The 24641-nt window shown below is 71.7% G+C and carries 20 protein-coding genes and 2 pseudogenes; 18 read left to right on the forward strand and 4 right to left on the reverse strand.

From position 1 onward, the window contains the following. The first annotated feature begins 220 nt into the window (after window positions 1-220). The 3 genes from ACFWZH_RS06495 (at window position 221) to ACFWZH_RS06505 (ending at window position 4019) form a co-directional block, all read left to right on the forward strand. The gene (locus tag ACFWZH_RS06495; protein WP_384426314.1) at window positions 221-2308 is read left to right on the forward strand and encodes a SpoIIE family protein phosphatase; all 2088 of its coding nucleotides are present in this window, start codon (window positions 221-223) and stop codon (window positions 2306-2308) included. Between the two features lie 297 nt (window positions 2309-2605). After that, the gene (locus ACFWZH_RS06500) at window positions 2606-3271 is read left to right on the forward strand and encodes a CBS domain-containing protein (RefSeq protein ID WP_384426317.1); all 666 of its coding nucleotides are present in this window, start codon (window positions 2606-2608) and stop codon (window positions 3269-3271) included. Window positions 3272-3317: 46 nt separating this feature from the next. Further along, window positions 3318-4019, forward strand: a complete 702-nt coding sequence (locus ACFWZH_RS06505; protein ID WP_384426320.1) for a CBS domain-containing protein — start codon at window positions 3318-3320, stop codon at window positions 4017-4019. Between the two features lie 132 nt (window positions 4020-4151). Here ACFWZH_RS06505 and ACFWZH_RS06510 read toward each other — a convergent pair whose 3' ends face one another. Then, window positions 4152-4727 (reverse strand): hypothetical protein, encoded by a 576-nt coding sequence (locus ACFWZH_RS06510; RefSeq protein ID WP_384426322.1) that lies wholly within the window; start codon window positions 4725-4727, stop codon window positions 4152-4154. Between the two features lie 176 nt (window positions 4728-4903). On the opposite strand from ACFWZH_RS06510, the gene ACFWZH_RS06515 reads away from it, so the two are divergent. Next, entirely contained in the window at window positions 4904-5611 is a 708-nt protein-coding gene (locus tag ACFWZH_RS06515) for a response regulator (protein ID WP_384426325.1), read from the forward strand. Window positions 5612-5763: 152 nt separating this feature from the next. On the opposite strand, the gene ACFWZH_RS06520 is transcribed toward ACFWZH_RS06515, so the two are convergent. After that, a complete protein-coding gene (locus tag ACFWZH_RS06520) occupies window positions 5764-7473 on the reverse strand; it encodes a GAF domain-containing protein (RefSeq protein WP_384426328.1) in 1710 nt (569 codons plus the stop codon). Between the two features lie 302 nt (window positions 7474-7775). Here ACFWZH_RS06520 and ACFWZH_RS06525 point away from each other — a divergent pair, with 302 nt between their 5' ends. From ACFWZH_RS06525 to ACFWZH_RS06535, 3 genes are all read left to right on the forward strand, one after another. Continuing rightward, the gene (locus ACFWZH_RS06525; protein WP_384426331.1) at window positions 7776-8768 is read left to right on the forward strand and encodes an Acg family FMN-binding oxidoreductase; all 993 of its coding nucleotides are present in this window, start codon (window positions 7776-7778) and stop codon (window positions 8766-8768) included. Between the two features lie 161 nt (window positions 8769-8929). Next, the gene (locus tag ACFWZH_RS06530) at window positions 8930-9826 is read left to right on the forward strand and encodes a universal stress protein (RefSeq protein WP_384426334.1); all 897 of its coding nucleotides are present in this window, start codon (window positions 8930-8932) and stop codon (window positions 9824-9826) included. Window positions 9827-10004: 178 nt separating this feature from the next. Further along, window positions 10005-10598, forward strand: a complete 594-nt coding sequence (locus ACFWZH_RS06535; RefSeq protein ID WP_384426337.1) for a CBS domain-containing protein — start codon at window positions 10005-10007, stop codon at window positions 10596-10598. Window positions 10599-10642: 44 nt separating this feature from the next. Here ACFWZH_RS06535 and ACFWZH_RS06540 read toward each other — a convergent pair whose 3' ends face one another. After that, window positions 10643-11503 carry a universal stress protein gene (locus tag ACFWZH_RS06540; RefSeq protein WP_384426340.1) on the reverse strand — a complete coding sequence of 287 codons (861 nt, stop codon included), beginning with the start codon at window positions 11501-11503 and terminating at the stop codon, window positions 10643-10645. A gap of 308 nt (window positions 11504-11811) precedes the next feature. Between ACFWZH_RS06540 and ACFWZH_RS06545 the strand changes: the two genes are divergently transcribed. The 8 genes and pseudogenes from ACFWZH_RS06545 (at window position 11812) to ACFWZH_RS06580 (ending at window position 20465) form a co-directional block, all read left to right on the forward strand. Then, window positions 11812-12042, forward strand: coding sequence for a hypothetical protein (locus ACFWZH_RS06545; protein WP_384426342.1), 231 nt, complete (start codon window positions 11812-11814; stop codon window positions 12040-12042). 274 nt (window positions 12043-12316) lie between these two features. Then, window positions 12317-12889: a toxin gene (locus ACFWZH_RS06550; RefSeq protein WP_384426345.1), complete on the forward strand. Its 573-nt coding sequence runs from the start codon at window positions 12317-12319 to the stop codon at window positions 12887-12889. A 48-nt stretch (window positions 12890-12937) separates the two neighbouring features. Next, on the forward strand, window positions 12938-14182 hold the full coding sequence (locus ACFWZH_RS06555; protein WP_384426348.1) for an MAB_1171c family putative transporter: 1245 nt from the start codon (window positions 12938-12940) through the stop codon (window positions 14180-14182). Further along, window positions 14179-15180, forward strand: a complete 1002-nt coding sequence (locus ACFWZH_RS06560) for an aldo/keto reductase (RefSeq protein ID WP_384426351.1) — start codon at window positions 14179-14181, stop codon at window positions 15178-15180. Before ACFWZH_RS06555 ends, ACFWZH_RS06560 begins: the two co-directional genes overlap by 4 nt. A gap of 70 nt (window positions 15181-15250) precedes the next feature. Next, a complete protein-coding gene (locus ACFWZH_RS06565; RefSeq protein ID WP_384426787.1) occupies window positions 15251-16657 on the forward strand; it encodes a cellulase family glycosylhydrolase in 1407 nt (468 codons plus the stop codon). A gap of 132 nt (window positions 16658-16789) precedes the next feature. Next, window positions 16790-18007: an FAD-dependent monooxygenase gene (locus ACFWZH_RS06570; protein WP_384426354.1), complete on the forward strand. Its 1218-nt coding sequence runs from the start codon at window positions 16790-16792 to the stop codon at window positions 18005-18007. 519 nt (window positions 18008-18526) lie between these two features. Next, window positions 18527-18853, forward strand: a pseudogene (locus ACFWZH_RS06575) (cyclase family protein); the annotation flags it as partial. Window positions 18854-18898: 45 nt separating this feature from the next. Then, a pseudogene (locus ACFWZH_RS06580) lies at window positions 18899-20465 on the forward strand (GMC oxidoreductase). A 6-nt stretch (window positions 20466-20471) separates the two neighbouring features. Here ACFWZH_RS06580 and ACFWZH_RS06585 read toward each other — a convergent pair. Next, on the reverse strand, window positions 20472-21512 hold the full coding sequence (locus ACFWZH_RS06585; RefSeq protein WP_384426356.1) for a CorA family divalent cation transporter: 1041 nt from the start codon (window positions 21510-21512) through the stop codon (window positions 20472-20474). Window positions 21513-21724: 212 nt separating this feature from the next. On the opposite strand from ACFWZH_RS06585, the gene ACFWZH_RS06590 reads away from it, so the two are divergent. From ACFWZH_RS06590 to ACFWZH_RS06600, 3 genes are read left to right on the forward strand one after another with little or no spacing between them, the layout of a single operon-like run. After that, window positions 21725-21949 carry a hypothetical protein gene (locus ACFWZH_RS06590; RefSeq protein WP_384426358.1) on the forward strand — a complete coding sequence of 75 codons (225 nt, stop codon included), beginning with the start codon at window positions 21725-21727 and terminating at the stop codon, window positions 21947-21949. A 60-nt stretch (window positions 21950-22009) separates the two neighbouring features. After that, window positions 22010-22138: a hypothetical protein gene (locus tag ACFWZH_RS06595; protein ID WP_384426360.1), complete on the forward strand. Its 129-nt coding sequence runs from the start codon at window positions 22010-22012 to the stop codon at window positions 22136-22138. 36 nt (window positions 22139-22174) lie between these two features. Then, complete coding sequence (locus ACFWZH_RS06600; RefSeq protein WP_384426361.1) at window positions 22175-24589, forward strand: phosphoketolase; 2415 nt, start codon at window positions 22175-22177, stop codon at window positions 24587-24589. Window positions 24590-24641 lie beyond the last annotated feature (52 nt).

The following is a 24641-nucleotide window of genomic DNA, read 5'->3' on the forward strand; positions in this document are numbered from 1 at the left end:
CCCGCGTGCGGGAGCCGGAGTCCGGCGGTGAGGGGTTCCGTGAAGCGTCCCGCGCGGCGGTTGCGGTACCGCGGCCGGACGAGGTGTCCGCTCGGCCGGTCCGGGGGGACCATGGAAGCCGGAGCACTCACGGGACGTGGCGACGGGCCACACCCGCCGGCAGGCCTCGGGCCGGAGCGAGGAGAGTGCGGCGCGGTCCGGCGACGGAAGGAGGGCCCGGGTGAGCGCAGCCGATGACCTTCCGGCCGGCACCGCCGAGCCGGAAGGGGGGCCGCCCCGGCCGAGCGGACTGCTGGACCTCCTCGGCGTCGCCGCGGTGCTGCTGGACGCCGAGGGGCGGATCGTCCTGTGGAGTCCGCAGGCCGAGGACCTGTACGGATACCCGGCCGAGGAGGCGCTCGGACAGTACGCCGCCCAGCTGCTGGTCAAGGAACAACACTGGGACCTGGTGCTCAAGGAGTTCGCCAAGGTCATGGAGACCGGCAAGAGCTGGGGCGGCACGTTCCCCGTGCGGCACAAGGACGGCACCGCGCGGCTGGTGGAGCTGCGCAACATGCGGTTGCTCGACGACCGCGGCGACTTCTACGCACTCGGGCTCGGCACCGACTCACCGACGCTGCGCGAGGTGGAGCGGGACGTCGCCCTGTCCACCCGGCTGATCTCCCAGTCGCCCATCGGGCTGGCGATCCTCGACACCGACCTGCGCTACGTCGCCGTCAACCCGGCCCTGGAACGGATGCACGGCATCCCCGCGAAGGACCACCTCGGCCGGCACTACCGCGAGATCATGACCGCGGCGAAGTTCGAGGTCCCGGAGGCCGCGATGCGCAAGGTCCTGGCGACCGGGGTTCCCATGGTCGACCAGTCCACCATCGTCGGCCGCACCCCGGCCGACCCGGGGCACCAGCACGCCTGGTCGATCTCGCTGTACCGGCTGGACGACCCCCAGGGGCGCGTGCTCGGAGTCGCCGACCTGGTGGTCGATGTCACCGACCGCTATCAGGCGGCCACGGAGGCCGCCGAGGCCCGACGGCGCCTGGCCCTGATCGCCGACGGCTCCGCCCGTATCGGCACCACCCTGGAGGTCGGCCAGACCGCCCGTGAGCTGGCCGAGGTCACCGTTCCCGAACTCGCCGACGTGGTCACCGTCGACGTGCTCGACTCCGTACTGGACGAGCACCGCCCGGCCAGCAGGGACGGCCCCGCGGTCTTCCGCGCCCTCGCGGTCAAGGCCGCCTACCCCAACGAGGCCGTCGAGGCCGTCGACCGCCCCGGTGAGATCGCCGCGTTCGACGCCGACCGCCTGGCCACCCAGTGCGTACGGACCGGCCGGCCGATCCTGATCTCCCACACCGACGACACCGACCTGGCGCGCATCGCCCGCGACGACCGCGCCGCCGCGCTGCTGGCCCGCGCCGGCGTGCACTCCTACATGCTGGCCCCGCTCACCGCCCGCGGCCACATCCTCGGCTTCCTCGGCCTGAGCCGCGCCCGCAACCCACTGCCCTTCGGCGAGGACGACCTCGCCCTCGCCGCCGAACTGGCCTCCCGAGCCGCCGTCTGCATCGACAACGCCCGCACGCACCAGAGCGTGCGCGCCGCCGCCGAGACCCTGCAGCGCAGCCTGCTCCCCGACCATCCGCCCCACCGCCCCGGACTGCAGATCGCCTCCCGCTACCGGCCCGCACTGGCCACCTACGAGATCGGCGGCGACTGGTACGACGTCCTCCCGCTCGACGGCGACAAGACCGCCCTGGTCGTCGGCGACGTCATGGGCAGCGGCATCGACGCCGCCGCGACCATGGGCCGTCTGCGCACCGCCACCAGCGCCTTCGCCGACCTCGACCTGGACCCGGCCCAGGTCCTGCAGCACCTCGACAAGATCACCTCGGGGCTGGAGCACTACATCGCCACCTGCGTCTACGCCAGCTACGACCCGCACCGCGCCGAATGCCATATCGCCACCGCCGGCCACCTTCCCCCTGCCCTCGTACGCAGCGGTAGGCGCCCCGAATTCCTCGACCTGCCCACCGGCACCCCGCTGGGCGTCGGCGGCGTCCCCTTCGAGACCACCACCTTCGACCTCGGCCCCGATGACCAACTGGTCCTGTACACCGACGGTTTGGTGGAAACCCGCCACCACGCCATCGACGAACGCCTCGAAACCCTCCGCCAGTTGCTCGACGCGCCCGACCGCACACTGGAAGAGACCTGCGACCGACTCCTCCGCGAACTCCGCCGCCCCGACGACCCGGACGACGTCGCCCTCCTCATCGCCCGCACCCGGCCCTTCGCGCCTGGCGCCTAGCGCGGCGAGTCCGTACAGCATCTACCGAGCCGCGCTGGTCGAGTACGGGCGGGCCTTCGCTGACTGGTGGCTGACCTTCGACGATGAGTGAGAGCGAACTGGCTGCGGCGGCCGCTCCGCTCGCCGGCCCGTGGGTCGGGTGGCCCGTTCGCTGGAGCCGATGCCGCCGGAAGGCAGGAACGGAGGGGGCCGGACGGCCCTGTCGGTCGGCGCGGGCGGGCTTCAGGCTGGAGGTGTCGACATGGACATACCTCCACGGTCTGCGTGCTGCCGGCCGGGTTCCGAGGAGGCGCCATCATGGGGAAGGTCCCGCACTTCGTCAGTGACGTGATGACCCGGCCCGTGGTCGCCGTCGATCACGGGGCCCGGTTCAAGGAGATCGTCGAGACCATGGAACAGCGGAAGGTCAGCGCTCTGCCGGTGCTCGCGGGGGAGGGGCGGGTGATCGGTGTGGTGTCGGAGGCCGATCTGCTGCCCAAGGAAGGGTTCCGTGAGCGGGACCCGGAGCGACTGGAGCGGTTGCGGCGGTCGGACGACGTGCGCCGGGCGGAGGCGGTGACGGCGGGGGAGCTGATGACCAGCCCCGCGGTGACGGTGCGCGCCGACGCCACGCTGGCCCAGGCCGCGAGGACGATGGCGCGTGAGTCCGTCAAACGGCTGCCGGTCGTGAACGCGGACGGGCTGCTGGTGGGCATCGTCAGCCGGGCCGACCTGCTGAAGGTCTTTCTGCGCTCCGACGACGACCTGGCGCAGGAGGTGCGTCATGTCATGGCGCAGCTGTTCGCGTCACCTGCCAAGGATCTGGAGGTCACGGTCGTGGACGGGGTGGTCACGCTCAGTGGCGACTTGCGGGACCGGTCCCTCGTTCCGGTGGTGGCGCGTCTGGTGCGCGGCGTCGAGGGCGTGGTCGACGTGGGTTTCGATGTGACCGGCGCCGCTTCGGTCCGGCCACCGGCAGGCTGAAGGTGTCGCAGCGGTAGGGCGGCAGCGGCCCGTAGGAGGAGGCGTCATGGCGCGCACCCCGCACAGCGTCAGCGATGTGATGACCCAGACGGTGGTCGCCATCGGCGAGGACGCACGCTTCAAGGAGATCGTCGAGACCATGGAGCAGTGGCAGGTCAGCGCTCTGCCGGTGCTGGCGGGGGAGGGGCGGGTGATCGGTGTGGTCTCCGAAGCCGACCTGCTGCCCAAGGAGGAGTTCCGGGACGAGGATCCGGGCCTGCTGCAGCAGTCGCAACGGCTGGAGGCCCTGCGCAAGGCCGGCGCCCTGACCGCGGGCGAACTGATGAGTGCGCCCGCGCTGACCGTGCACGCGGGTGACTCCCTCGCCCAGGCGGCGCGGACCATGGCGCACAGGTCCGTCAAGCGGTTGCCGGTGGTCGATGTCCACGGGATGTTGCAGGGCATCGTCAGCCGCTCCGATCTGCTGAAGGTCTTCCTGCGCTCGGACGAGGACCTGGCGGCGGAGGTGCGTACCGAGATCGTCGACCGGCTGTTCGCCGAGAACCCGAAGGAAGTGCAGGTCGCAACCACCGATGGTGTGGTCACTCTGCACGGTCGGATCCGCGACAGGGCGCTGCTTCCTGTTGTGGCCCGCCTGGTGCGCGCGGTCGAGGGCGTGGTGGATGTGACGTTCGATCTTCGGGCGGACGGGGAGCCGGGGGTGGATGAAGCCGAGGGGGCTGAGGGGCGGGCCTCCGGTACTCAATGACCGCGGTACTCATTGACTCCGGCGCCCAATGACTCCGGTGACTCCGGCGCCCAATGGCCTCGGTGCCTGATGACTGACGGTGGCGAACGGCACGCAGGAGAGGCGAGCGGTGCTCGGCAGCGGGCGTCTACCTCACTGCCAGTGGCGCCGCCCCTGCGAGTCGAGTTCCGCCCACTCCTTCTCCCACTGGGCGGAGCGCTTGCGGTTCAGCAGGCGGACGCCGACCTTGTCCGCGCCGAAGAGCAGGAATCCGGTGCCGGACGCGGCCACGGTGCCGGCCACGATGCTCAAGGCCAACGGGTCCCCAGGGGAGCCCGGGTCCCTCACCAGTGCGCCATGTCGGTCCAGCCACACCGTGGTCCGGTCCCCCACGCGTACGCCGGGCGCCACGGTCGTCTCTCCCGTGTGCACCGTGCGGTCCGGGGCCGTCCACCGGACCCACGCATGCACCCGGCCCGCCGAGCCGCCACTGGTGTCGACACCGACGCGGGCGGGCGGCTCCTTCGCCACCACGGCGGTGACCGTGTGCCAGCCGGCGCGCTGGTGCTGGGACGTGGTGTGCACCGCCTGACCGGCCACCACTCCGGCGACCGGCGCCGCCACGGCGATCGCCAGCCCGGTGGCCAGCGCCATCCAGGACTGCACCACGTCCGTGCCACGCCGCAGCGGCTCGCGCCGCCATGGTGGGTGAAGCTTCCACGGAGTCATCCGGCACTCCCTTCACCTGCTGTATCGAGGGTCTCACCGCAGGCAGGCGGGGGCGAGTGCCGAACGTCCCCGTCGGCATGCGCTCCGCGTGGTCGGGCCGGGACCGTTCGGCCCTGGCGCACCACCGTGGGGAGCGCCACGATGAATCAGGGGCGGGTACTTCCCCGGAGGACGCCATGAGCGAGACGGGTACGTTCTCACCGCAGCGGCCGATCCGAGTCTTCCTGGTCGACGACCACGAGGTCGTCCGGCGCGGTGTGCGGGACCTGCTCGATGCCGAGCCCGACATCGAAGTGGTCGGGGACGCCGGGACGGCCGGCCATGCGCTGGCCCGGGGCCCGGCATTGCGGCCGGATGTCGCGGTGCTCGACGTCCGCCTGCCGGACGGCGACGGCGTCTCCGTATGCCGTGAGCTGCGCTCGCGGATGCCGGCGCTGGCCTGCCTGATCCTCACCTCGTTCGACGACGACGACGCGCTGCTCGACTCGATCATGGCCGGCGCGGCCGGTTATGTGCTGAAGGAGATCAAGGGGGCGGATCTGGTCGCCGCCGTGCGCACGGTCGCCTCGGGGCGCTCCATGCTCGACCCGGCGACCACGGCACGGCTGATGCGCCGACTGCGGGGAGAGGAGGACGAGGCGAAGCCCGAGGAGGACGCGCTGTCCGGGCTGTCGCCACGGGAGCGGGAGATCCTCGGCCTGATCGGCGAAGGGTTGACGAACCGTCAGATCGGCGCGCGGCTCTATCTGTCGGAGAAGACCATCAAGAACCACATCTCCCGCATGCTGTCCAAACTCGGCGTCGAGCGACGCATCCAGGCCGCGGTGCTCGCCACCCGGGGCGGCGCGGTGCCCGCCGCGGACATGGGGCGGCCCGGGAACTGAGCGCCTGCTCGGAACCCACTGCCTGTTCGTCGAGGCTCAGACCTGCTCATCGCAATCCGGACGTCTGCTCGTCGCAGCCCGGACGCCAGTTCGTCGAAGCCCGGGCGCCTGCGCGTCCAGGCCCAGATGTGGCCGCCGGATCGCGGCCGGTGCTACTCGGGGAGCGGTGCCCACCACAGCAGCCGGGTGCCGCCGTCCGGCCCCGGCTCGACGGCCATCGCGCCGCCCGCGCTCTCGGCCCGCTTGGCCAGATTCAGCAGACCGCTGCGCCGGCCGTCCTCGGACATCCCCACTCCGTTGTCCGTGACGGTCAGGGTGATCCGACGGCCACGGGCGATCAGGGAGACGTCCGCCGCGCTCGCGTGCGCGTGGCGGACGATGTTGCTCAGCGCTTCCCCGAGGGCCGCCAGGACATGCTCGGCCAGCCCGTCCGGTACGTCGGTGTCGATGAGGCCCTCCATGTGCAGGGACGGCGTGAACCGCAGGGTGCGGGCGGCCTCTTCCAGCGCGGTGACCGTGCGGACCCGCAAGCCCTGCCGGCCGTGCGCGGCGTCGCGGGTGCGGAGCCCGAAGATGGCGGATCGGATGATCTTGATCGTCTCGTCCAGGTCGTCCACCGCGCGCAGCAGCCGTTCGCCGGCCTCCGGGTGGTCCACGAAGCGGACCACGCTCTGCAGCGTCATGCCGATGGCGAAGAGCCGCTGAATCGCCAGATCGTGCAGGTCACGGGCGATCCGGTCGCGGTCCTTGAGCAGGGTCACCTGCTCCGCGGCGGCGCGCTGCTCGGACAGCTCCATCGCCAGCGCGGCCTGACCGGCGAACGTCAGCAACGGCGCGGTCTCCGGCTCGGTGAACGGGCCGCGCCCGTGGAGGCGGGCCAGCAGCAGCACCCCGCGGACCCGTTCGCCGGTGGCCATCGGGACCGCGACGGCGGGCCCCAGCCCCCACCAGCGGGGCGGACCGGCCGTGATCCTGGGGTCGTGCTCGATGTCGTAGCTGGTCAGGGGGCCCTTGGCGGTGAACGCCGTGCCCATGAACGACCCGTGGCGGGGAAGGACCAGACCGCGGTGCGCTTCGGCGTCGACCCCCGAGGCCAGTTCGACGCGCAGGCAGTCACCCTCGACGGGCACCGCCAGGACGCCGAGGTCGGCGGAGAGGATGCGCACCGCGTGATCGACGATCGTCGCGAGCACATCGGCCGCCTCCGCGCCCGGCAGCAGCCCGGCGACGATCTCGCTGTTGGCCTCCAGCCACTCCTGGCGGTAGCGGGCCTCCTCGTAGAGCCGGGCATGTTCGATGGCCACCCCCGCCGCCACCGCCAGTGTCGACAGCAGGGTCTCGTCCTCGGCGGTGAAGTGCCCGCCGCCGCGCTTCTCGGTCAGGTACAGGTTGCCGAAGACCGCGTCGTGGACCTTGACCGGGACTCCGAGGAACGAGTGCATCGCCGGATGGTGCGGTGGGAATCCGTAGGACGCGGGGTGCTCGCCCAGTTCGGTCAGCCGCAGCGGAGCGGGGTGACGGATCAGCTCACCGAGGATCCCGTGGCCGGCCGGCAGCGGGCCGATGGTTCTGACCTGCTCGTCGGTGACCCCGACGGGAAGGAACTGGCTGAGCCGGCCGTCCTCGCCGATCACCCCGAGCGCTCCGTACTCCGCGTCGGCCAGCACGACGGCGGCCTCGACGATACGGCGCAGCACCTGCGGCAGCTGCAGCCCCGTGCCCACCGACAGCACCGCTTCGAGCAGCAGGTGTTGCGGCCGGTCGGCGGTCCGCTCGGCCGTACGGAGGCGTTCCAGCAGGTCGTCGGGGAGCGCGTCCAGGCGTGGCCGCGCACCGTCCGTCCGGCCGGGATCCTCGCCCACGACACCCTCCGCTGCGGCCGGCGTCGACGGCCCGGCCACATCACCCACGGTAGTGCGACGAGCCGACGGGCACCTTGCGGGCCGAGGTCCCCGGCGGCCGAGTGCACGACGGGCAGCAGGGCACCGCGGCCGACAGGAGCCCTTCGGCCCGGCCGCCCGCCTTACTGCCCCCAGCCGACCGGACCGCATCCAGGGCCCTATGGCCCCTGACGGCACCGACGACGCCGGCGCCACGCTGAAGGAGCCGGCAGATCCACCGTCCGTGCCGCGGCAGCGCGGTCCGAACCGCCCGGGAGGCCTCCGTGCTCACGCACACCACCCTCGACGACACCGCCGTGCGGGCCCTCGTCGCCGACGCCGTCACCGCTCCGTCGATGCACAACGCCCAGCCGTGGCACTTCGACTACTCCCGCGCGCACCGCACCGTCACCCTCTCCGCGGACTTCGACCGCGCCCTGCCGATGGCCGACCCCACCACCCGAGGTCTCCATCTCGGTTGCGGCGCGGCCCTGTTGAACCTGCGGGCGGCCGCCGCACACGCCGGCCTCCGGACGAAGACGACCCTGTTGCCCGACCCGCGCACTCCCGCGCTCCTGGCCGCGGTCCGTCTCGACGCACCGCACGAACCCCTGGACGCCGGGCTCGGCGGCCTCCATCGCGCGATCCGCGAACGGCACACCAGCCGCTTGCCCTTCGCCGAGCGGCGGATTCCCGACAGCGTCCGCGCGGCCCTCGTCGAGGCCGCGACCAGGGAAGGGGCGCGGCTGGAGTTCCTGACCACCTGGCACCGCGAGGCCGTGCTCGACCTGATCGTGCACGCCGAGGGCTACGACCGCATGGACGACGGCCGGGACGCCGAACAGCGGAGCTGGACCCGCGACAGCTCCGCCGCATCGCCCGTCGACGGCGTTCCGGACTACGCCTTCGGCCCCGTGAAGTCCGGGGGCGGGGCACCCATACGGGACTTCGCGGGCCGGCGTTCGCTGCCCGGCCGCGGTTACGCCGCCTTCGAGCAGCAGCCGCAACTGGCCTCGCTCACCACCACCCGCGACGGCCCCGCCGACTGGCTCCGCGCCGGCCAGGCCCTGGAACGCGTGCTGCTGCTCGCCGCCAGCGAGGGGCTCGCCGGCTCCTTCGCGTCCCAGGCCCTGGAATGGCCGGACCTGCGCTGGCTGCTGCGCGACCCGCTCCACGGCACCGGCAACGTGCAGATGATCCTTCGCCTGGGCTACGGCCCCCAGGGGCCGCGCACGCCGCGGCGCCCGGTGGACCAGGTCCTGACCATCACGCCGTGACCACACCCCTGCCGGGTCGAACCCGGGCCGTTCGGCCCCCTGGCAGCGCCCAACGACTCATTGGTGCGGATGCGGGGCGTCCAGCAGGCTTGAGAACACGGGTCGGCCACCCGGCGACCCGGGAAGGTCCACGCTCTCACCGCCTGGGAAGAAGGACAGCCATGGAGCCGGAAATCATCACGGTGGGGCTCGACGGATCGGTGGAGAGCCTGGCAGCCGCTCGCTGGGCGGCCGACGAAGCGGACCGGCGCAACGCCGTGTTGCGGCTCCTCCACGCATGGATACTGCTCGCCGCCGAGGCGCCGGACACACCGCCCGACCGCGACCAGAACGCCGGCGCCCGCCGGATCGTGCGCCAAGCCCTGGACGAGGTGCGCCAACGCCATCCTGATGTGCGGATCGTCGAGGATCTGGTGGGCGCCGAGGCCGATGCGGCGCTGCTGCGTGCGGCGGACGAGTCGCGGATGGTCGTGCTCGGGACCCGGGCGCTCACCGCGTGGGAGAGCTATGTGCTCGGCGATGTGAGCCTTGACGTCGTGGGCCGGGCCGAAGGGCCGGTCGTGCTGGTGCGGGGGAGCTGGTGCGCCGAGCCGCGGCGCTCCGAGGCGGCGGACGAGGCCGACTCGGGCCGGGAGCCGCGAGTCGTCGTCGGCGTCGGCCTGAACGGCCCTTGCGACCCCCTGCTCGCCTTCGCCTTCGACGCCGCGGCGACCCGGGGACTGCCGCTGCAGGCCGTGCACGGACGGTCCCTGCCCGTGCACGCCTACGCGCCCTGGGGGGTCGACCCCGAGGTGGCCGAGGAGGTCACCAAGGAAGCGGACGCCGAGCTCCGAGAGTGCGTGGGCCCCTGGGCGGAGCGCTTCCCCGACGTGGCGGTGCGGCTGACCGTACTGCCGGAGGGTCCGGCGCGGGCCGTGATCCAGACGGTCGCGGGGGCCGAACTCCTGGCGCTCGGCCGCAGACGCCACCGTCCGCTGCTCGCACCGCGCATCGGACCCGTCGCACACGCCGCGATCCACCATGCGACCTGCCCGGTGGCCGTGGTCCCGCACGAGTGAGGCCAGGTGACCGAGGACCGTCCGGGGGAGCGTCGAGGCCGTATGGGGCAAGCCCGGCATCGCCGTCCCGGTCCCGCACCACCAGGGACGGATACTGGCCGGCACATGGGCGCGGCAGGCTCATCGGCACAGGACGTGAGCCTGGTATGCACAGCACTTGAGAAGGGACCGGCCCGAGATGCGGCATCGCAGCGTTGCCGACCTGATGACGCCCCATGCCGTCGTCGCCCAACCGGGCACCCCGTTCCGGGAGATCGCGCGGTTGCTCCACGAGTACGACATCACCGCCGTTCCGGTCGTCGATGAGGACGAGCGGCCGGTGGGAGTCGTCTCCGAGGCCGATCTGCTGCGCCGGCCGTCCGACGAGCGGGGCACCACCGCCGGTGCGCTCATGACCAGCCCCGCCGTGGTGGCGCGGCCCGATTGGAGCGCCGTACAGGCGGCCCGGACGATGGAGGAGCGGAAGGTCAAGCGCCTCCCGGTGGTCGACGATTCCGGCCGGCTCATCGGGGTGATCAGCCGCAGCGATCTCGTGCAGCTGTTCCTGCGGCGGGACCGGGCGATCCAGGAGGAGATCCTGGAGGACATCCTGACCCGCACCCTGGACATCGCGCCGTCCGCCGTCACGGTGGACGTCGCCGACGGCACGGTGACGCTCAGCGGCACCGTGGCACGCAGGAGCCTCGTGCCCATCGCCGTGCGTCTGTGCGAGAGCGTCGACGGCGTGGTCGAGGTGATCGACCGGCTCACCGCCGAGGCGGACGACGCCTAGGGTCTGTCCGATGAGCCAGGGCCGGGTCCGCGCCCGGTGCACGCTCAGACGCCCGGCACGACCGCCACCGGGCAGGGGGAGTGGTGCAGGACGGCGAGGACGACGGGGCCGAGCAGCATGGGGGAGCGCCGCACACCGCGTCCGATGACCAGCAGACCGGCCTGCGAGGCGTTCGCCAGCAGTACGGGCACCACTCTGCCGCTCTCCATCTGCTCGGTCACGTCGACTTCGGGGAACTTCCGCCGCCAGGAACGCAGGGCGTCGGTGAGCGCCTTCCGCTCGCTGCGGATCAGCTCCGGGTCCTCCGGGGGAAGGCCGGAGGCGTCCGCGGCGAGACCACCGAGATCGGGCGGCTGCCGTACGCGCACGGCCCGCAGCCCGGTGTGATGGGTGTCGGCGGCGGTGAACCCGAAGTCCAGTACCGGCTCGCCCGCCACGCCCGTGTTCCGTACCCCGACCACGATCTCCGGCTCGGCGTACGCGCCCGCCTGCTCCTCGCGCACCGTGACCACCGGGCATCCTGCGCTTCCGAGCACATGCAGGCTGACCGAGCCCAGCAGGAAGCCGTTGATGGCGCTGTGCCCGCGCGAGCCGAGCACCAGCAACGACGCCCCTCCACTACGCTCCGTCAACGCGGTCACCGCGTCCTCGGAGACCTGCTCGGTCGTCACCGCGATGTCCGGACAGGCGGCACGCGCCGCCGCCTCGGCCGCCTCCAGCACCTCGGTGCCGCAGCGTCGCCTGTCGTAGGCACGACGCGTGTCGCGGACGCTCGAAGGCTGCGAACTCCGTGAATGCAGGAGGTGAAGCGGCAGGTCGCGGGCCGCTGCCTCGGTGGCACCCCAGCGCACCGCCGGCACGCTGTTCCCGGTGCCGTCCACGCCGACGACGACTGAGCCGCTCATGATGCACCTCCGCGGAGCCGGGCCCCAGACCACATCCCCTCCTGCTTCCAGCATCGCGAGAGCAGGGAGTGGACTCATGGGCCGAGCGGGCCCAACCGGGTGGGCACATGGGCACACCGACGGATGTGGGGCGAATTTTGCGATTGTTCCGATTTTGGGCAGTTGCTTGTATGGTCCTCTGTACGTCTCCGTGAAGCTGCGGCCCCAAGTGCGTGGTGAAGGGGGTGTAGGGCCTCGGCCTGCGGCGAAGCGGTTGAGTGCCCGGCCCCCTCAGGCAGTTCGCGCACGCGTGGGAACTGGGAGGAGCCATGAAGAAGCTCATCGCGACAGTGTTCGTCGCCGCATTGTGCGCCGTCGGTGGCGCCGGTACCGCTTCCGCGGCCACCGCGTCGCCCGGGCCCCCACCGGGACCCGATACCACCACCGTGACGTTTCACTGTCCACGCCCGCACGGCACCTTCACGATCACGGCGGGTCCGTGGGTGTTGGGCCAGTACGAGTGGTATTACGCAAAGCTCGGCTGCGCCCACACACCGTAGCCCTGCGCGCCCCTGACGGTTGCCTTCTCCAAGGCCTCCACTTCCGAGCGTCCGACCCCGCTCGCCGCGGCCCGCCTTCCGGTCGGGCCAATCACCGCTCCGTAGGCCTGAATTCACCGGGACCGTCGATCGACGGGCATCCCGGAAAATGCGTCGCACTATCAGAAGGGCTACTGTGCTGGGGTGTCTTGTGCGGCGCGCCACGGCTCCTGCGGGCGTGCCTTCGTTCGGCGAGACGACGAGACCGGTCGTGAGGAAGGAGTAGGCACAGGCCGTGGCCTTGACCTCCGGGGCTCACAAGCAGTCCCGCAAGAAGGAACTCAAGCACCTGCGACGGGCCTCGGATGCCGTACTGGCACGCCTGGACCTGTCCGACGGATGCGATATCACCACGCTGGTGGAACAACTCAGCGCGGACAGAGGACGCCCGATCCGGCTGGTATCGCTTCCCCTGGGCGCGGAGGCTCCCTGCGGGATGTGGCTGGCGACGGACACCTTCGACGTCATCGTGGTCGAGGCGGACACCAGCCGTCTGCACCGGGACCACATCATCGCCCACGAACTCGCGCACATGCTGTGCAACCACTGCGACTCCGCGGGGTTCAACACCGCGATGATGCGCGATCTGATGCCGAATCTGGATCCGCAGCGGGTGCGGGAGATGCTGGGGCGCACCAGCTACTCCACCGCGGAGGAGCAGGAGGCGGAGATCGTCGCCTCCCTCATCCTCGAACGCGTCACCCGTCCTTCGGTGGAGTCGGTGTGGAGCGTTCCGTCCGCTGACGCCGAGACGGTCGGACGTATCGAGAGCTCGCTCAATCCGGGCCCGGGGCCCCATGCCCACTAGGGCGTGTCCGCCGGGTCATGGCCGGGCCGTCGGCCGACAGGAGCTCTCATGACCGCCGTGAAGGCCGTCGTCTTCCCCGCGTGTGCCGTCCTGTGCGCACTCGCGCTGCTCTACAAACTGCGCGACCTGCGCCATCACAGACGCGATCCGGCGCTGCTCGCCCTGCTCATCGCCTTCGGCTGCAAGGGCATCTCGTTCACGCTCTCCACGCCCTCCGTCGCGCAGGCCGTGGACGCGCGCGTCGGGGTGGCCGACATCGGGGCGCTGGGCATCCATCTCTTCGGCGGCGTCGCGTCCAGTGCCGCCTTCCTCACGGCGATCGTCTACTGGGTGTACCCGCCCGAGGCCGCCCGGCGGCGCGCCCTGGTCCGGCTCCTCATCGCGGCCCTGTGCGCGGTCGCCATGGTCACCATGTGGGCGGCGGCGGGCACGGGCGCGCAACCGCGCAGCGCCCACTATCTGCTGCAGAACGCGCACCGCCCGTTGGTCGCCGCCTATCTGCTGCTCTACGTCAGCGCGTTCGGTGCCGGGATGATCGAGATCATCCGACTGTGCCGCCGCTACGGGCGGGTGGCCGGACGGCAGTGGTTGCGCAGGGGGCTGTACTGCACGGCGATCGGCGCCGGCGCCTGTCTCGTCTACTGTCTCAACCGCCTGCTGTCGCTGATCGCGGTGCAGAGCGGACTGGACCCGCTGGAATGGGAACTGCTGACGCCGGTGGCCAACGGGACCGGCATTCTCTTTCTGGTGGCAGGACTCACCATGCCGTCCTGGGGACCGCGGGTCGCCGAGTGGCGGCGGCTGGTCCGCAACTTCGTCACCTATCAGCGGCTGCATCCGCTGTGGGCGGCGCTGTACGCGGCCGTGCCGGACATCGCGCTCAACCCGCAGCATGCCGGTCGTCTCGCCCGCTTCCTGCCCGGCGACATCAGCTACCGCCTGTACCGCATGGTCATCGAGATCCAGGACGGTCTGCTCGCGCTGCGCCCGTACATGGCCCCGTCCGTGGCCGCCGGCGCCCGGCAGTCGGCCGAGGAGGCGGGGCTGTCGGGCGACCGGCTGCACGCCATGGTGCAGGCCAGATCGCTGGTGTCGGCGCTGCGCGCGAAGCACGACGACCGGCCGCCGGTCCGGGAGTCCGCGGCGGTCGGCCCGGAGCCCGCCACGGACGGGGGCTACGCCGAAGAAGTCGGGTGGCTGCTGCATGTCGCCCGCGCCTACACGGCCGTCCGGTCCGCTGATCGGTCCACTGTCCGGTCGGATGACCGGTCCACTGAGGGGAAGGTTCGATGAAGTACCGCAAACTGGGCGCCGACGGCCCCGAGGTGTCCGCGATCGGCCTCGGCTGCATGGGCATGTCGATCGCCTACGGGGTCCCGGACGAGGAGGAGTCCCAGCACACCCTGGACCACGCCCTCGAGGCCGGCATCACCCTCCTGGACACCGCCGACGCCTACGGGCAGGGCAGCAACGAGGAGTTGGTCGGCCGCTGGCTGCGCAGGCACGCCCATGAGCGCGACCGGGTCGTCGTGGCGACCAAGTTCGGGCTCCGCCACGACGCGGCCACGGGCCGGGTCGGCGACGTCGACACCTCCGCCGACTACGTTCCGCTCGCCTGCCGGGCCTCGCTGCGCCGCCTGGGCGTCGAGCACATCGACCTCTACTACGCCCATCGCCGCGACCCCGCCACCCCCGTGGAGGAGACGGTCGGTGCCATGGCCCAGCTGGTGGAGGCCGGGCTGGTACGCCACATCGGACTGAGCGAGGTCAGCCCCGCGACGCTGCGCAAGGCCCATGCCGTCCACCCGGTCAGTGCGGTCCAGGTGGAGTACTCGCTGTTCACCCGCGGCGTGGTGGAGGGCGAACTGCTCGCCACCTGCCGGGAACTGGGCATCGCCGTCGTGGCCTACTCCCCGCTCGGGCGCGGCATGCTCACCGGTGCCCTCTCCTCCCGCGGCGACCTGGCGCCGCAGGACAACCGCCGGCGCTGGCCCCGGTTCGCCGACGAGAACATCCAGCGCAACCTGGCGCTCGTCCAGGCCGTACGGGACGTCGCCGAGCGGATCGGCTGTTCGCCCGCCCAGGCCGCACTGGCCTGGCTGCTCGCCCAGGGCGAGGACATCGTGCCCATCCCGGGTACCAAGCGCCGCCGCTACCTGGAGGAGAACGTCGCCGCCGTGGCACTGGCCCTGACCGAGGCCGACCGCGAACTGCTGCGTCGGGCCGTACCCGAAGAGGCCGTGGCGGGCGAGCGCTACCCGGAAACGGCCCTGGAGCGGCTGGGGCACTGAACGGGTTTCAGCGCAAGGGCCGACGGACATCCGTTCGACAGGGTGTGTCGGCGTGCAGCGTGGGGGGACCATGGCCGGGTGCGGGTTCAGGTTCAAGGCGGGAGCGGCCCTCGCCGCCGTCTTCGCGCTGCTCGCTCCGGCCGCGGCACGCGCCGACGCGTCGCCGGCACCGCCGCCGCTCACCGACGACCGCGGACGCACGCTCACCCTGCGCGGCTGGAACGTCGAGGACAAGACGCACCGCGGCGCCGACGCGCTCAGCGCCATCACCGAGCGGCACTTCCGCGACATGCACGACCAGGGGCTCGACTTCGCGCGCCTGCTGGTCTTCTGGGACGACCTGGAACCGCGACCCGGCCACTACAGCGCGCGCTACCTCCGCAAGATCGAGCGGATCCTGGACTGGGCCCACCGCTGGCGCATCCAGGTCGTCATCGACGCCCACCAGGACGTCTTCGGCCCCGCGTTCGGCCATCGCGGCATTCCCGAGTGGGCCACCCGCACCGACGGGCTGCCCTTCACCCCGCACCCGGAGGACTGGTTCGCGGAGTACTTCGAACCCGCCGTGCAGGCCGCCTTCGAGCACCTCTACGAGGACCGGGACCTCCGGCGAGCGCAGGCCCGCATGTGGCAGGTGCTCGCCCGGCGCCTGGCCCACCACCCCGCCGTGTTCGGGTACGACCTGATCAACGAGCCCATGGGGAGGCTCCGCGCGGGCGAGGACCTTCCGACGGCCGCCCACCGCATCGAGTCCGAGCAACTGACCCCGATGTACAACCGGATCGCGGAAGCCATCCGCACGGCCGACCGCCACAGCAGGCTGTTCGTCGAACCGACCCCGATCGTCGGCGAGGGCCTGCCCACGGGCCTCGGCCGGATCGACGACCCCAAGGTCGTCTACGCACCGCACTTCTACAACGCCACCATGGAAGCGGGCGGCGACTACGACCCCTCGGCACGCTGGATCGAGACCTACGAGAACACCGTCACCCGCTACCCGAGCGCCCAGCGGATACCGGTCGTCGTCGGCGAGTGGGGCCCCCGCAACAGCGCGCTGCCCAACATGGCGCGCTTCTACGGTGACGCCCTCGCCTCCCTCGACCGCTACAGCTCCGGTTGGGCGGGCTATGTCTGGTGCTACGGAGGCGGGTACTGCGCCGTCGGCGAGGACGGCCGCTTCCACGCCAACAAGGAGCAGACCGCGCGTCCCTACGCCCCTGCCGTCGCCGGCACGGTGCGCGAGCAGCGCTACGACCCCGCGGCGCGCACCTTCCGCCTCGTCTACGACTCCCCGGGGCGCCCCGGCGTCAGTGAGCTGTCCGCTCCGCCCACCTCCGCGGGATGGCGGGTGTCGGTACGCGGCCCGGCGGTGGCCTGGCCGCGCACCGTGCCGGCGGGGGAGCGCGGCACGGTCCGGGTGCGGACGCGCCCGGGCGCCTCCGGGCAGGTCACGGTGACGGTGACAGCCCGGGGCTGAGGCCGTCGCCCCAGACAGCGGTCCGCACGTGTCAGCGCCCTGTCGGCGCTGTCACCGCCCTGTCGGTGCCCCGTCGGTGTCGTCGGCCAGTCTCGGACGTACCGAAATCCGCAGACCGACGAGGAGCCCGCAGTGTCCACGAGCGGCGAAACGAAGCACCCCAAGGACATGAGCGTCCTGATCTCCGGCGCCAGCATCGGCGGCCCCACCCTTGCCTACTGGCTGAACCGGTACGGGTTCCACGTCACGGTGGTGGAGCGGGCCCCCGGTCTGCGGCCCGGCGGACAGGCGATCGACGTCCGGGGCCCGGCGCTGGAAGTGGCCGAGCGCATGGGGGTACTGGACGAGATACGCCGTCAGAGCACCGCCCTGCGCGGGATGTCGGTCGTCGATGACGACGGCAACGAACTGTCCAGGACCACCGAGCACACCGCCAGCGGTGGGCGGATAGACAGCCCCGACGTCGAGATCCTGCGCGACGACCTGGCGCGGATCCTGTTCGCCGCGGGCGGCGACGAGATCGAGTATCTCTTCGACGACTCCATCGCCACCCTTGAGCAGGACGACAACGAAGTCCGGGTCGTCTTCCGCAGCGGCACCGCACGCACCTTCGACCTGGTCGTCGGCGCCGACGGCGTGCACTCCCACACCCGGGGGCTCGTCTTCGGGGCGGAGGAGAACCACCTCCGCCACCTCGGCAGTTACCTGGGGGTGTGGTCGGCACCGAACCACCTCGGCCTGGACCGCTGGGAAGTGCTCTACCGCATGCGGGACGGTGATCAGTGGGGCGCCATGGTGATGAGCGTCCGGGACAACACGGAGGCACGCGTCTTCATCGGCATCGAGTCGGACCAGCCGCCCGCGCGGTTCCTCCCCCGCGATGTCATGGAGCAGAAGCGTCTGGTGGCCCGCGAGTACGCGGATGCCGGGTGGGAGATGCCGCAGCTGCTGAAGGAGATGTGGGACGCCCCCGACTTCCACCTCGACTCCGTGGCGCAGATCCACATGGACTCCTGGTCCCGCGGCCGGGTCGCCCTTCTCGGCGACGCGGGCTACTGCGCCTCACCCTCCTCCGGCCAGGGCACCACCATGGCCATGGCCGCCGCGTACGTCCTGGCGGGCGAGCTGCGGGACGCGGCCGGCGACCACCACGCCGCCTTCGCCGCGTACGAACGGGAGTTGCGCGACTTCGTGGCCGCGAACCAGGAGATCGCCCTGGTCGCCCGAGCCCACATACAGCAACAGCGCGCAGCGGACACGGACCTGATCGAGGTGCTTTCCCGGCACGAGGAGGGGGACTTCGCGAGGGTCTTCAAGAAGGTCCTCGCCTTCCGGCTCAAGGACTACTGAGCCGCGCGACGGCAACGCACGAGGGCCCCGGGGTGCGCGGAGGCGGGAGCGGGCCGACAGTGGGAGGTGAGCCCTGCGCCGGACGAGGAGGAGCTCACGTGACGACCGTACTGGCGGGACCGAATCGGGGGCGCGCCCCGGCCCGCTCCCGTGAGCCGTGGCACCCCACCTGACCAGGCCGAAGCCACCATGAGCGGGCAGTCGCACCCGGCAGCGCCGCAGTCCGCGGCGCCGCGCTCCATGTCCGAGGCGGCCTTCCGCGCCCTGTACGGCCGGCTGCGCGAGCAGGCCCGCAAGGGCCCGGATCAGCGGCGCGGCGCACTGGGCCGGCTCACGCCCGAGCATGTGGTGGCCGCTGCCGCGGAGGTCCGGTGCGGCCGCACCGTGTCGCTGGCCGCCCCCATCGAGACCAGACCGGGGCCCGACAACCCGCAGCCCGCGTCCCACCGGATGACCGTGCCGGCGTACGACGGGGAGGGCGAGCCCCGCGGGCTGTGGTTCGCCCTCGACCGGTTCGCCATGAACGTGCACGGGGACGCCGACAGCCACCTCGACGCGCTGTGCCACGTCGTCTTCGACGGCGAACTCCACGGCGGTGTCCCGGCGAGCAGCGTGACACCGGACGGTGCCCGCGCGCTCACGCTGGACCTGGTGCGCGACGGCATCGTCGGCCGCGGCGTCCTGCTGGACGTCCCGCGCCTGCGGGGCCTGCCCTGGCTCGAACCAGGCGACCATGTCACCACCCACGACCTGGCGGCGGCCGAGACCGCGCAGAAGGTCACGGTCGGGCCGGGCGATCTGCTCTTCGTGCGCGTCGGGCACCGCCGTCGGCGCCGGAGCCGCGGTGCGTGGGACGCGGCGCAGGCCCGGGCGGGTCTCCATCCGACGGCGATGCGCTTCGTCCTCATCATCGGCACCGGCGCCGGCGGCGGGACGCTCGCCCACCGGCTCGCCCCTTCCGGCAAGCGGGTGCTGATCCTCGAACGCGGCGACTACCTGCGACGCGAACGCGACAACTGGGACTCCACCGCCGTGTTCGTCAGGGGCAAGTACCGGGCCGAGGAGTTCTGGCTCGACAAGCACGGCAACGCATTCCCACCCGAGGTCAACTACTACGTCGGCGGCAACACCAAGTTCTACGGTGCGGCGCTGTTCCGGCTGCGCCCCGAGGACTTCGGCGCACTGCGCCACCATGACGGCGTCTCTCCGGCCTGGCCGATCCGTTACGACGACCTGGAGCCGTACTACACCCAGGCGGAACACCTCTACCTGGTGCACGGCAGGCACGGCGAGGACCCTTGGGAAGGGCCGTGCAGCGGACAGTACGCCTACCCGCCGGTCGAACACGAGCCGCGTATCCAGCAGTTGAGCGACGACCTGGAGAAGCGGGGACTGCACCCCTTCCACCTTCCCATCGGAGTCGACCTCACTCAGGACGAGAACGGGCGGGCCACCCACTCCAGCGTCTGCATCCGCTGCAACCGGGTCGACGGCTTCCCGTGCCTCGTCCGCGGCAAGTCCGACGCCCAGGTGATCTGCGTGGAACCGGCGCTGCGGTACCCCCGACGTCGAGATGATCACCAGGGCCCGGGTGACGAGACTGGAAACCGACCCCACTGGGCGCAGTGTCACGGCGGTCGTCACCCAACTCCCGGACGGGGAACAGGTCCGGTTCTCGGCGGACATCGTGGTCGTGGCCTGCGGGGCGGTCAACTCCGCGGCCCTGCTGCTGGCTTCGGCGAACGACCGGCACCCGCGCGGACTGGCCAACAGCTCGGACGTGGTCGGCCGGCACTACATGCGGCACAACAACCTCGCCCTCATGGCCGTTTCGCACCAGCCCAACGACACCCAGTTCCAAAAGACCCTCGCCCTGCACGACTGGTACCTGGGCGCGGACGACTGGGACTACCCCCTCGGAGGGATCCAGATGCTCGGCAAGTCGGACGCCGAGCAGATCCACGGCGAGGCGCCGCGCTGGGCCGGCGAGGCGGCACCGGACATGCCCTTCGAGGTCCTGGCCCATCACGCCGTCGACTTCTGGCTTTGCGGAGAGGACCTGCCACAGCCCGACAACCGGGTCACGCTGGACGGCGACGGCCGTATCCACCTCACGCTCGACGAGAACAACAACATCACCGCCCTCAAGCGCCTGCGGCACAAGTTCGAGCACCTGCTCGGCCACCTGGGCATGCACGAACACCGCCTGCTGTCCCACAGCATCTACCTGCACAAGGGCATGCCGATCGGTGCCACCGCACACCAGGCCGGCACGGTGAGGTTCGGCGACGACCCCGCGTCCTCGGCGCTGGACGTCAACTGCAAGGCGCACGACCTGGACAACCTGTACGTCGTCGACACGAGCTTCTTCCCGAGCATCGGCGCGGTCAATCCGTCCCTGACGGCCATGGCGAACGCGCTTCGGGTGGGCGACCACCTCATGGCCCGACTCGGCTGACCGACCTCACCGGCGTGCCGTCCGCCGCGCGTGCGGACTCACCGTCCCTTCGGACCTTCGTCGTTCCTCCGGACCCTCCTCGTCCCGCAGCCTCCGCCAGATCTGGGTGCGGTGCAGCACGTAGAGGGCGACGAACAGGACGGACGCCTGCAGTCCGACGGCCAGCAGCCAGAAGACGGCCCGGCTCTCCAACTCGTTCGTCAGATAGCTGAAGTTCATTCCGAAGAACCCGGTCAGGAACGTCAGCGGCAGGAAGATCGTCGACACGATGGCCAGCCGGTTGATCACGCCGTTCTGCTCGCCGGAGACGAGGGAGGCATGGGTGGCGAACGCCCGCCGGGCGGCGTCCTGCAGGGACTCGATCTCGGTGAGCACCAGCCTGGCGGCGTGCTGGAACTCCCGGGCGAGCCGTTGGCGCTCCTCGGGGAAGCTGCGACTCAACATCCTCCGGGTGAACAGCTCGTCCGTCACCTGGAGGTAGGGCAGGAGGGAGTGGTGCAGCAGGGCGGCGCGTCGTCGCAGTCTCGCCAGGCGGTAGATCTGCTCGGGGCGTCGTTGCTCGAACATCTCGTCCTCAAGGTCCTCCACGGCCAGGAGGGCCTGCACGGCGTCCCGGCGGAAGGTCTCCAGAGCGTCCTGCAGCAGCAGGAAGAGTACGGCCGCGGTGTCGGGCGGCCGTTCCTGCCCCAGCCGTGCGGTGAGGCCCGCCAATGCCCGGACCGGTCCTCGGTGAACGGTGATCAGCTGCCGTTCGGTCACCACGGCATGGACATGGGCGACCTGGTCGCCCTCGATCACGGGTACGACGAAACCGGCCCGGTCCCCGAGGAACTCCGCCCGCGCGGGTTCCCCCGCCCGACCGAACCAGGTCAGCCGCTCGGGCTCCAGGCCGAGCTGGTGGACGATCGGTTGTTCCTCGGGCGTCGGCTCGTCGGGGAGCTGGATGTCGACGAGCAGGAAGTCGGACTCGGCGAGACGTTGCCGCGCCTCGGACATGTCGGTGCGAGTGACCGTCCCTCCCGGCATCGACACCACGGATACGATCATCGCTCCTCACCGCCGTCGCAAGGCCTGCCAGGCCCACAGGTCCCACGGTGCGCACGCGCCGGCGGACCCCGCATGCGGAGCCACGCAAGCGCCGCGACGGGTGCCCCGGAAGAGTGAATGCCGCTTGCGCGGTGCGCGCCGCCCCTGCGCGGGCGTGGGGATCGAGCCGACCCGGGGGGAATACCGGCACGACGGTGAGGAAGGAGAGCGCCATGACTGCCATGACTGCACTGACTGCGCTGACTGCCACGAGCTCCCTGGTCGCCCTGGCTACGGAGCCGGTACCGGACGGCCCGGGCCCCGTGCCCAGGGCGCCCGATCCGCTGCCGCGTGACCCGGTTCCCGCCGGGCCCGATCCGGGGAAGCCGGGTCCCGGCCGGGAGGAGCCGCCCGGTGCCCGACCCGACGAGAACCCGTCCCCCGAGCCGCCGGACTGAGGCGAGCGAACCGGCCGACACCGGTTGCCGGCGCTCCGCCGTCATCGCAAGGTGGGAGGAATGGCGCATGTTCGCCAGGCGGACGCCGGCTTCTCGGAGATCGCGCCCATCCCGATCGGTGGCGACCGCGGAGCGCCGTTCCCGCACCGGGCGGAAGCCGAACCGCTGCCCGCGCCGCGCGAGCCGTGATCGCACCCGCACACCCCTCTCGGTGAGGAGACGAGCATGCCCGACGTCCACCCTGGGACAACGGCGGGGACCGGCCCCGCCCCGTCGGCGGCGGGGCCGCTCGACGCGGACGAGCTGCGAAGGCTGGACGCGCACTGGCGAGCGGCCAACTACCTGTCCGTCGGGCAGATCTATCTGATGGCCAATCCGCTGCTGACGGAGCCACTGCGCCCCAAGCACATCAAGCCGCGGCTGCTGGGCCACTGGGGCACCTCGCCGGGCCTGAACCTGGTGCACACCCACCTCAACCGTGTCATCAAGGCCCGCGAGCTGGACGCGCTGTGCGTATGGGGCCCGGGGCACGGCGGGCCCGCTGTGGTGGCCAATTCCTGGCTGGACGGCACGTACTCCGAGACGTACCCCGACATCGGCCGGGACGGAGCGGGTATGGCGCGGCTGTTCCGGCAGTTCTCGTTCCCCGGCGGGATCCCCAGCCATGTTGCACCGGAGACGCCCGGATCGATCCACGAGGGCGGTGAGCTGGGCTACTCGCTCGCGCACGCCTACGGTGCGGCCTTCGACAACCCACGGCTGCTGGTCGCCTGCGTGGTCGGGGACGGAGAGGCGGAGACCGGGCCGCTGGCCGCGTCCTGGCACGCCACGAAGTTCCTCGACCCGGTGCACGACGGTGCGGTGCTGCCCGTCCTGCACCTGAACGGCTACAAGATCGCCAACCCGACGGTGCTCGCCCGGCTGCCGCAGGACGAGCTGACCGCCCTGCTGCGCGGCTACGGCCATGAACCGCTGCACGTCGCCGGAGACGACCCCGCCGCGGTGCACCAAGAGCTCGCCGCCGCCATGGACCACGCGGTGGACCGGATCGTGGACATCCAGCGCCGGGCGCGTACGGACGGCGCGACGGAGCGCCCCCGCTGGCCCATGATCGTGCTGCGGACGCCCAAGGGCTGGACCGGGCCGCGCGAGGTCGACGGGCAGCCGGTCGAGGGCACCTGGCGCTCGCACCAGGTCCCACTGGCCGGCGTCCGCGACGACCCCGAACACCTGCGGCAGCTGGAGGACTGGCTGCGCTCGTACCGGCCGGAGGAGCTGTTCGACGCGGAGGGCCGGCCACGGCCCGACGTGCTCGCCTGCGTACCCGAAGGGACGCGGAGACTGGGTGCCTCTCCGCACGCCAACGGGGGCCTGCTGGTGTGTGACCTGCCGCTGCCGCCGCTGGAGCGGCATGCGGTGGAGGTCGACAAGCGCGGCAGTGTGCTGCACGAGCCGACCCGGGTGCTGGGCGGGCTGCTGGAGGCCGTCATGACGGCCACCGCCGAGCGCCGCGACTTCCGGGTCATGGGCCCCGACGAGACCGCGTCGAACCGGCTGGAGGCGCTCTACGACGCCACCGGCAAGGCCTGGCAGGCCGAGACGCTTCCCACCGACGAGCACCTCGCACGGGACGGCCGGGTCATGGAGGTGCTCTCCGAGCACCTGTGCCAGGGATGGCTGGAGGGCTACCTGCTGACCGGCCGGCACGGGCTCTTCTCCAGTTACGAGGCGTTCGCCCATATCGTCGACTCGATGGTCAACCAGCACATCAAATGGCTGCGGACCGCGCGCCGACTGCCCTGGCGGCGCCCCATCGCCTCGTTGAACTACCTGCTCACCTCGCACGTCTGGCGGCAGGACCACAACGGCTTCTCCCACCAGGACCCGGGCTTCGTCGACCACGTCCTCAACAAGAGCCCCGAGGTGGTCCGGGTCTACCTGCCACCGGACGCCAACACCCTGCTGTCGGTGGCCGATCACGTGCTGCGCAGCCGCGACTACGTCAATGTGGTCGTGGCCGGCAAGCAGCCGACCTTCGACTGGCTCACCCTCGACGAGGCCCGGGCGCACTGCGCACGCGGCGCCGGTGTGTGGGAGTGGGCCGGTACCGAGGGCGGCAGCCACGACCCGGACGTGGTGCTCGCCTGCGCCGGGGACGTCCCCACCCAGGAGACGCTGGCCGCCGCCGGTCTGCTGCGCCGGCACCTGCCGGAGCTGGCGGTACGTGTGGTCAACGTCGTCGACATGGCCCGGCTGCTGCCGGCCGGGGAACACCCGCACGGCATGCCGGACTTCGAGTACGACGCCCTGTTCACCCCCGACAAGCCCGTCATCTTCGCCTACCACGGCTACCCCTGGCTGATCCATCGGCTCTGCTACCGCCGCACGGGCCACCGCGACATGCACGTCCGCGGCTACAAGGAGGAGGGCACCACCACCACGCCCTTCGACATGGTCGTCCGCAACGATCTCGACCGGTACCGGCTGGTGATGGACGTGGTCGACCGGGTGCCGGGCCTCGGTGTCCGCGCCGTCGCACTGCGCCAGGAGATGGCGGACGTGCGCAACCGTCACCACGCCTGGATCCGCGAGCACGGCACCGATCTGCCGGAGGTCGCGGACTGGACCTGGACCGGCTGAGCCCGCGACGGAGGGCACGGGCGGCAGGAGGCGGTTTCCGCTCGCACGCGGC

The sequence above is a fragment of the Streptomyces sp. NPDC059008 genome (genome assembly GCF_042749045.1).
Classification (GTDB): Bacteria; Actinomycetota; Actinomycetes; order Streptomycetales; family Streptomycetaceae; genus Streptomyces.

Excerpts from the sequence above, each read along its gene's own strand:
- ACFWZH_RS06500 (WP_384426317.1), top strand. The coding sequence starts at position 2,606 with ATGGGGAAGGTCCCGCACTTCGTCAGTGACGTGATGACCCGGCCCGTG.
- ACFWZH_RS06505 (WP_384426320.1), top strand. The coding sequence starts at position 3,318 with ATGGCGCGCACCCCGCACAGCGTCAGCGATGTGATGACCCAGACGGTG.
- ACFWZH_RS06510 (WP_384426322.1), bottom strand. The coding sequence starts at position 4,727 with ATGACTCCGTGGAAGCTTCACCCACCATGGCGGCGCGAGCCGCTGCGG.
- ACFWZH_RS06515 (WP_384426325.1), top strand. The coding sequence starts at position 4,904 with ATGAGCGAGACGGGTACGTTCTCACCGCAGCGGCCGATCCGAGTCTTC.
- ACFWZH_RS06530 (WP_384426334.1), top strand. The coding sequence starts at position 8,930 with ATGGAGCCGGAAATCATCACGGTGGGGCTCGACGGATCGGTGGAGAGC.
- ACFWZH_RS06535 (WP_384426337.1), top strand. The coding sequence starts at position 10,005 with ATGCGGCATCGCAGCGTTGCCGACCTGATGACGCCCCATGCCGTCGTC.
- ACFWZH_RS06540 (WP_384426340.1), bottom strand. The coding sequence starts at position 11,503 with ATGAGCGGCTCAGTCGTCGTCGGCGTGGACGGCACCGGGAACAGCGTG.
- ACFWZH_RS06545 (WP_384426342.1), top strand. The coding sequence starts at position 11,812 with ATGAAGAAGCTCATCGCGACAGTGTTCGTCGCCGCATTGTGCGCCGTC.
- ACFWZH_RS06555 (WP_384426348.1), top strand. The coding sequence starts at position 12,938 with ATGACCGCCGTGAAGGCCGTCGTCTTCCCCGCGTGTGCCGTCCTGTGC.
- ACFWZH_RS06560 (WP_384426351.1), top strand. The coding sequence starts at position 14,179 with ATGAAGTACCGCAAACTGGGCGCCGACGGCCCCGAGGTGTCCGCGATC.
- ACFWZH_RS06565 (WP_384426787.1), top strand. The coding sequence starts at position 15,251 with ATGGCCGGGTGCGGGTTCAGGTTCAAGGCGGGAGCGGCCCTCGCCGCC.
- ACFWZH_RS06585 (WP_384426356.1), bottom strand. The coding sequence starts at position 21,512 with ATGATCGTATCCGTGGTGTCGATGCCGGGAGGGACGGTCACTCGCACC.
- ACFWZH_RS06590 (WP_384426358.1), top strand. The coding sequence starts at position 21,725 with ATGACTGCCATGACTGCACTGACTGCGCTGACTGCCACGAGCTCCCTG.
- ACFWZH_RS06595 (WP_384426360.1), top strand. The coding sequence starts at position 22,010 with ATGGCGCATGTTCGCCAGGCGGACGCCGGCTTCTCGGAGATCGCGCCC.
- ACFWZH_RS06600 (WP_384426361.1), top strand. The coding sequence starts at position 22,175 with ATGCCCGACGTCCACCCTGGGACAACGGCGGGGACCGGCCCCGCCCCG.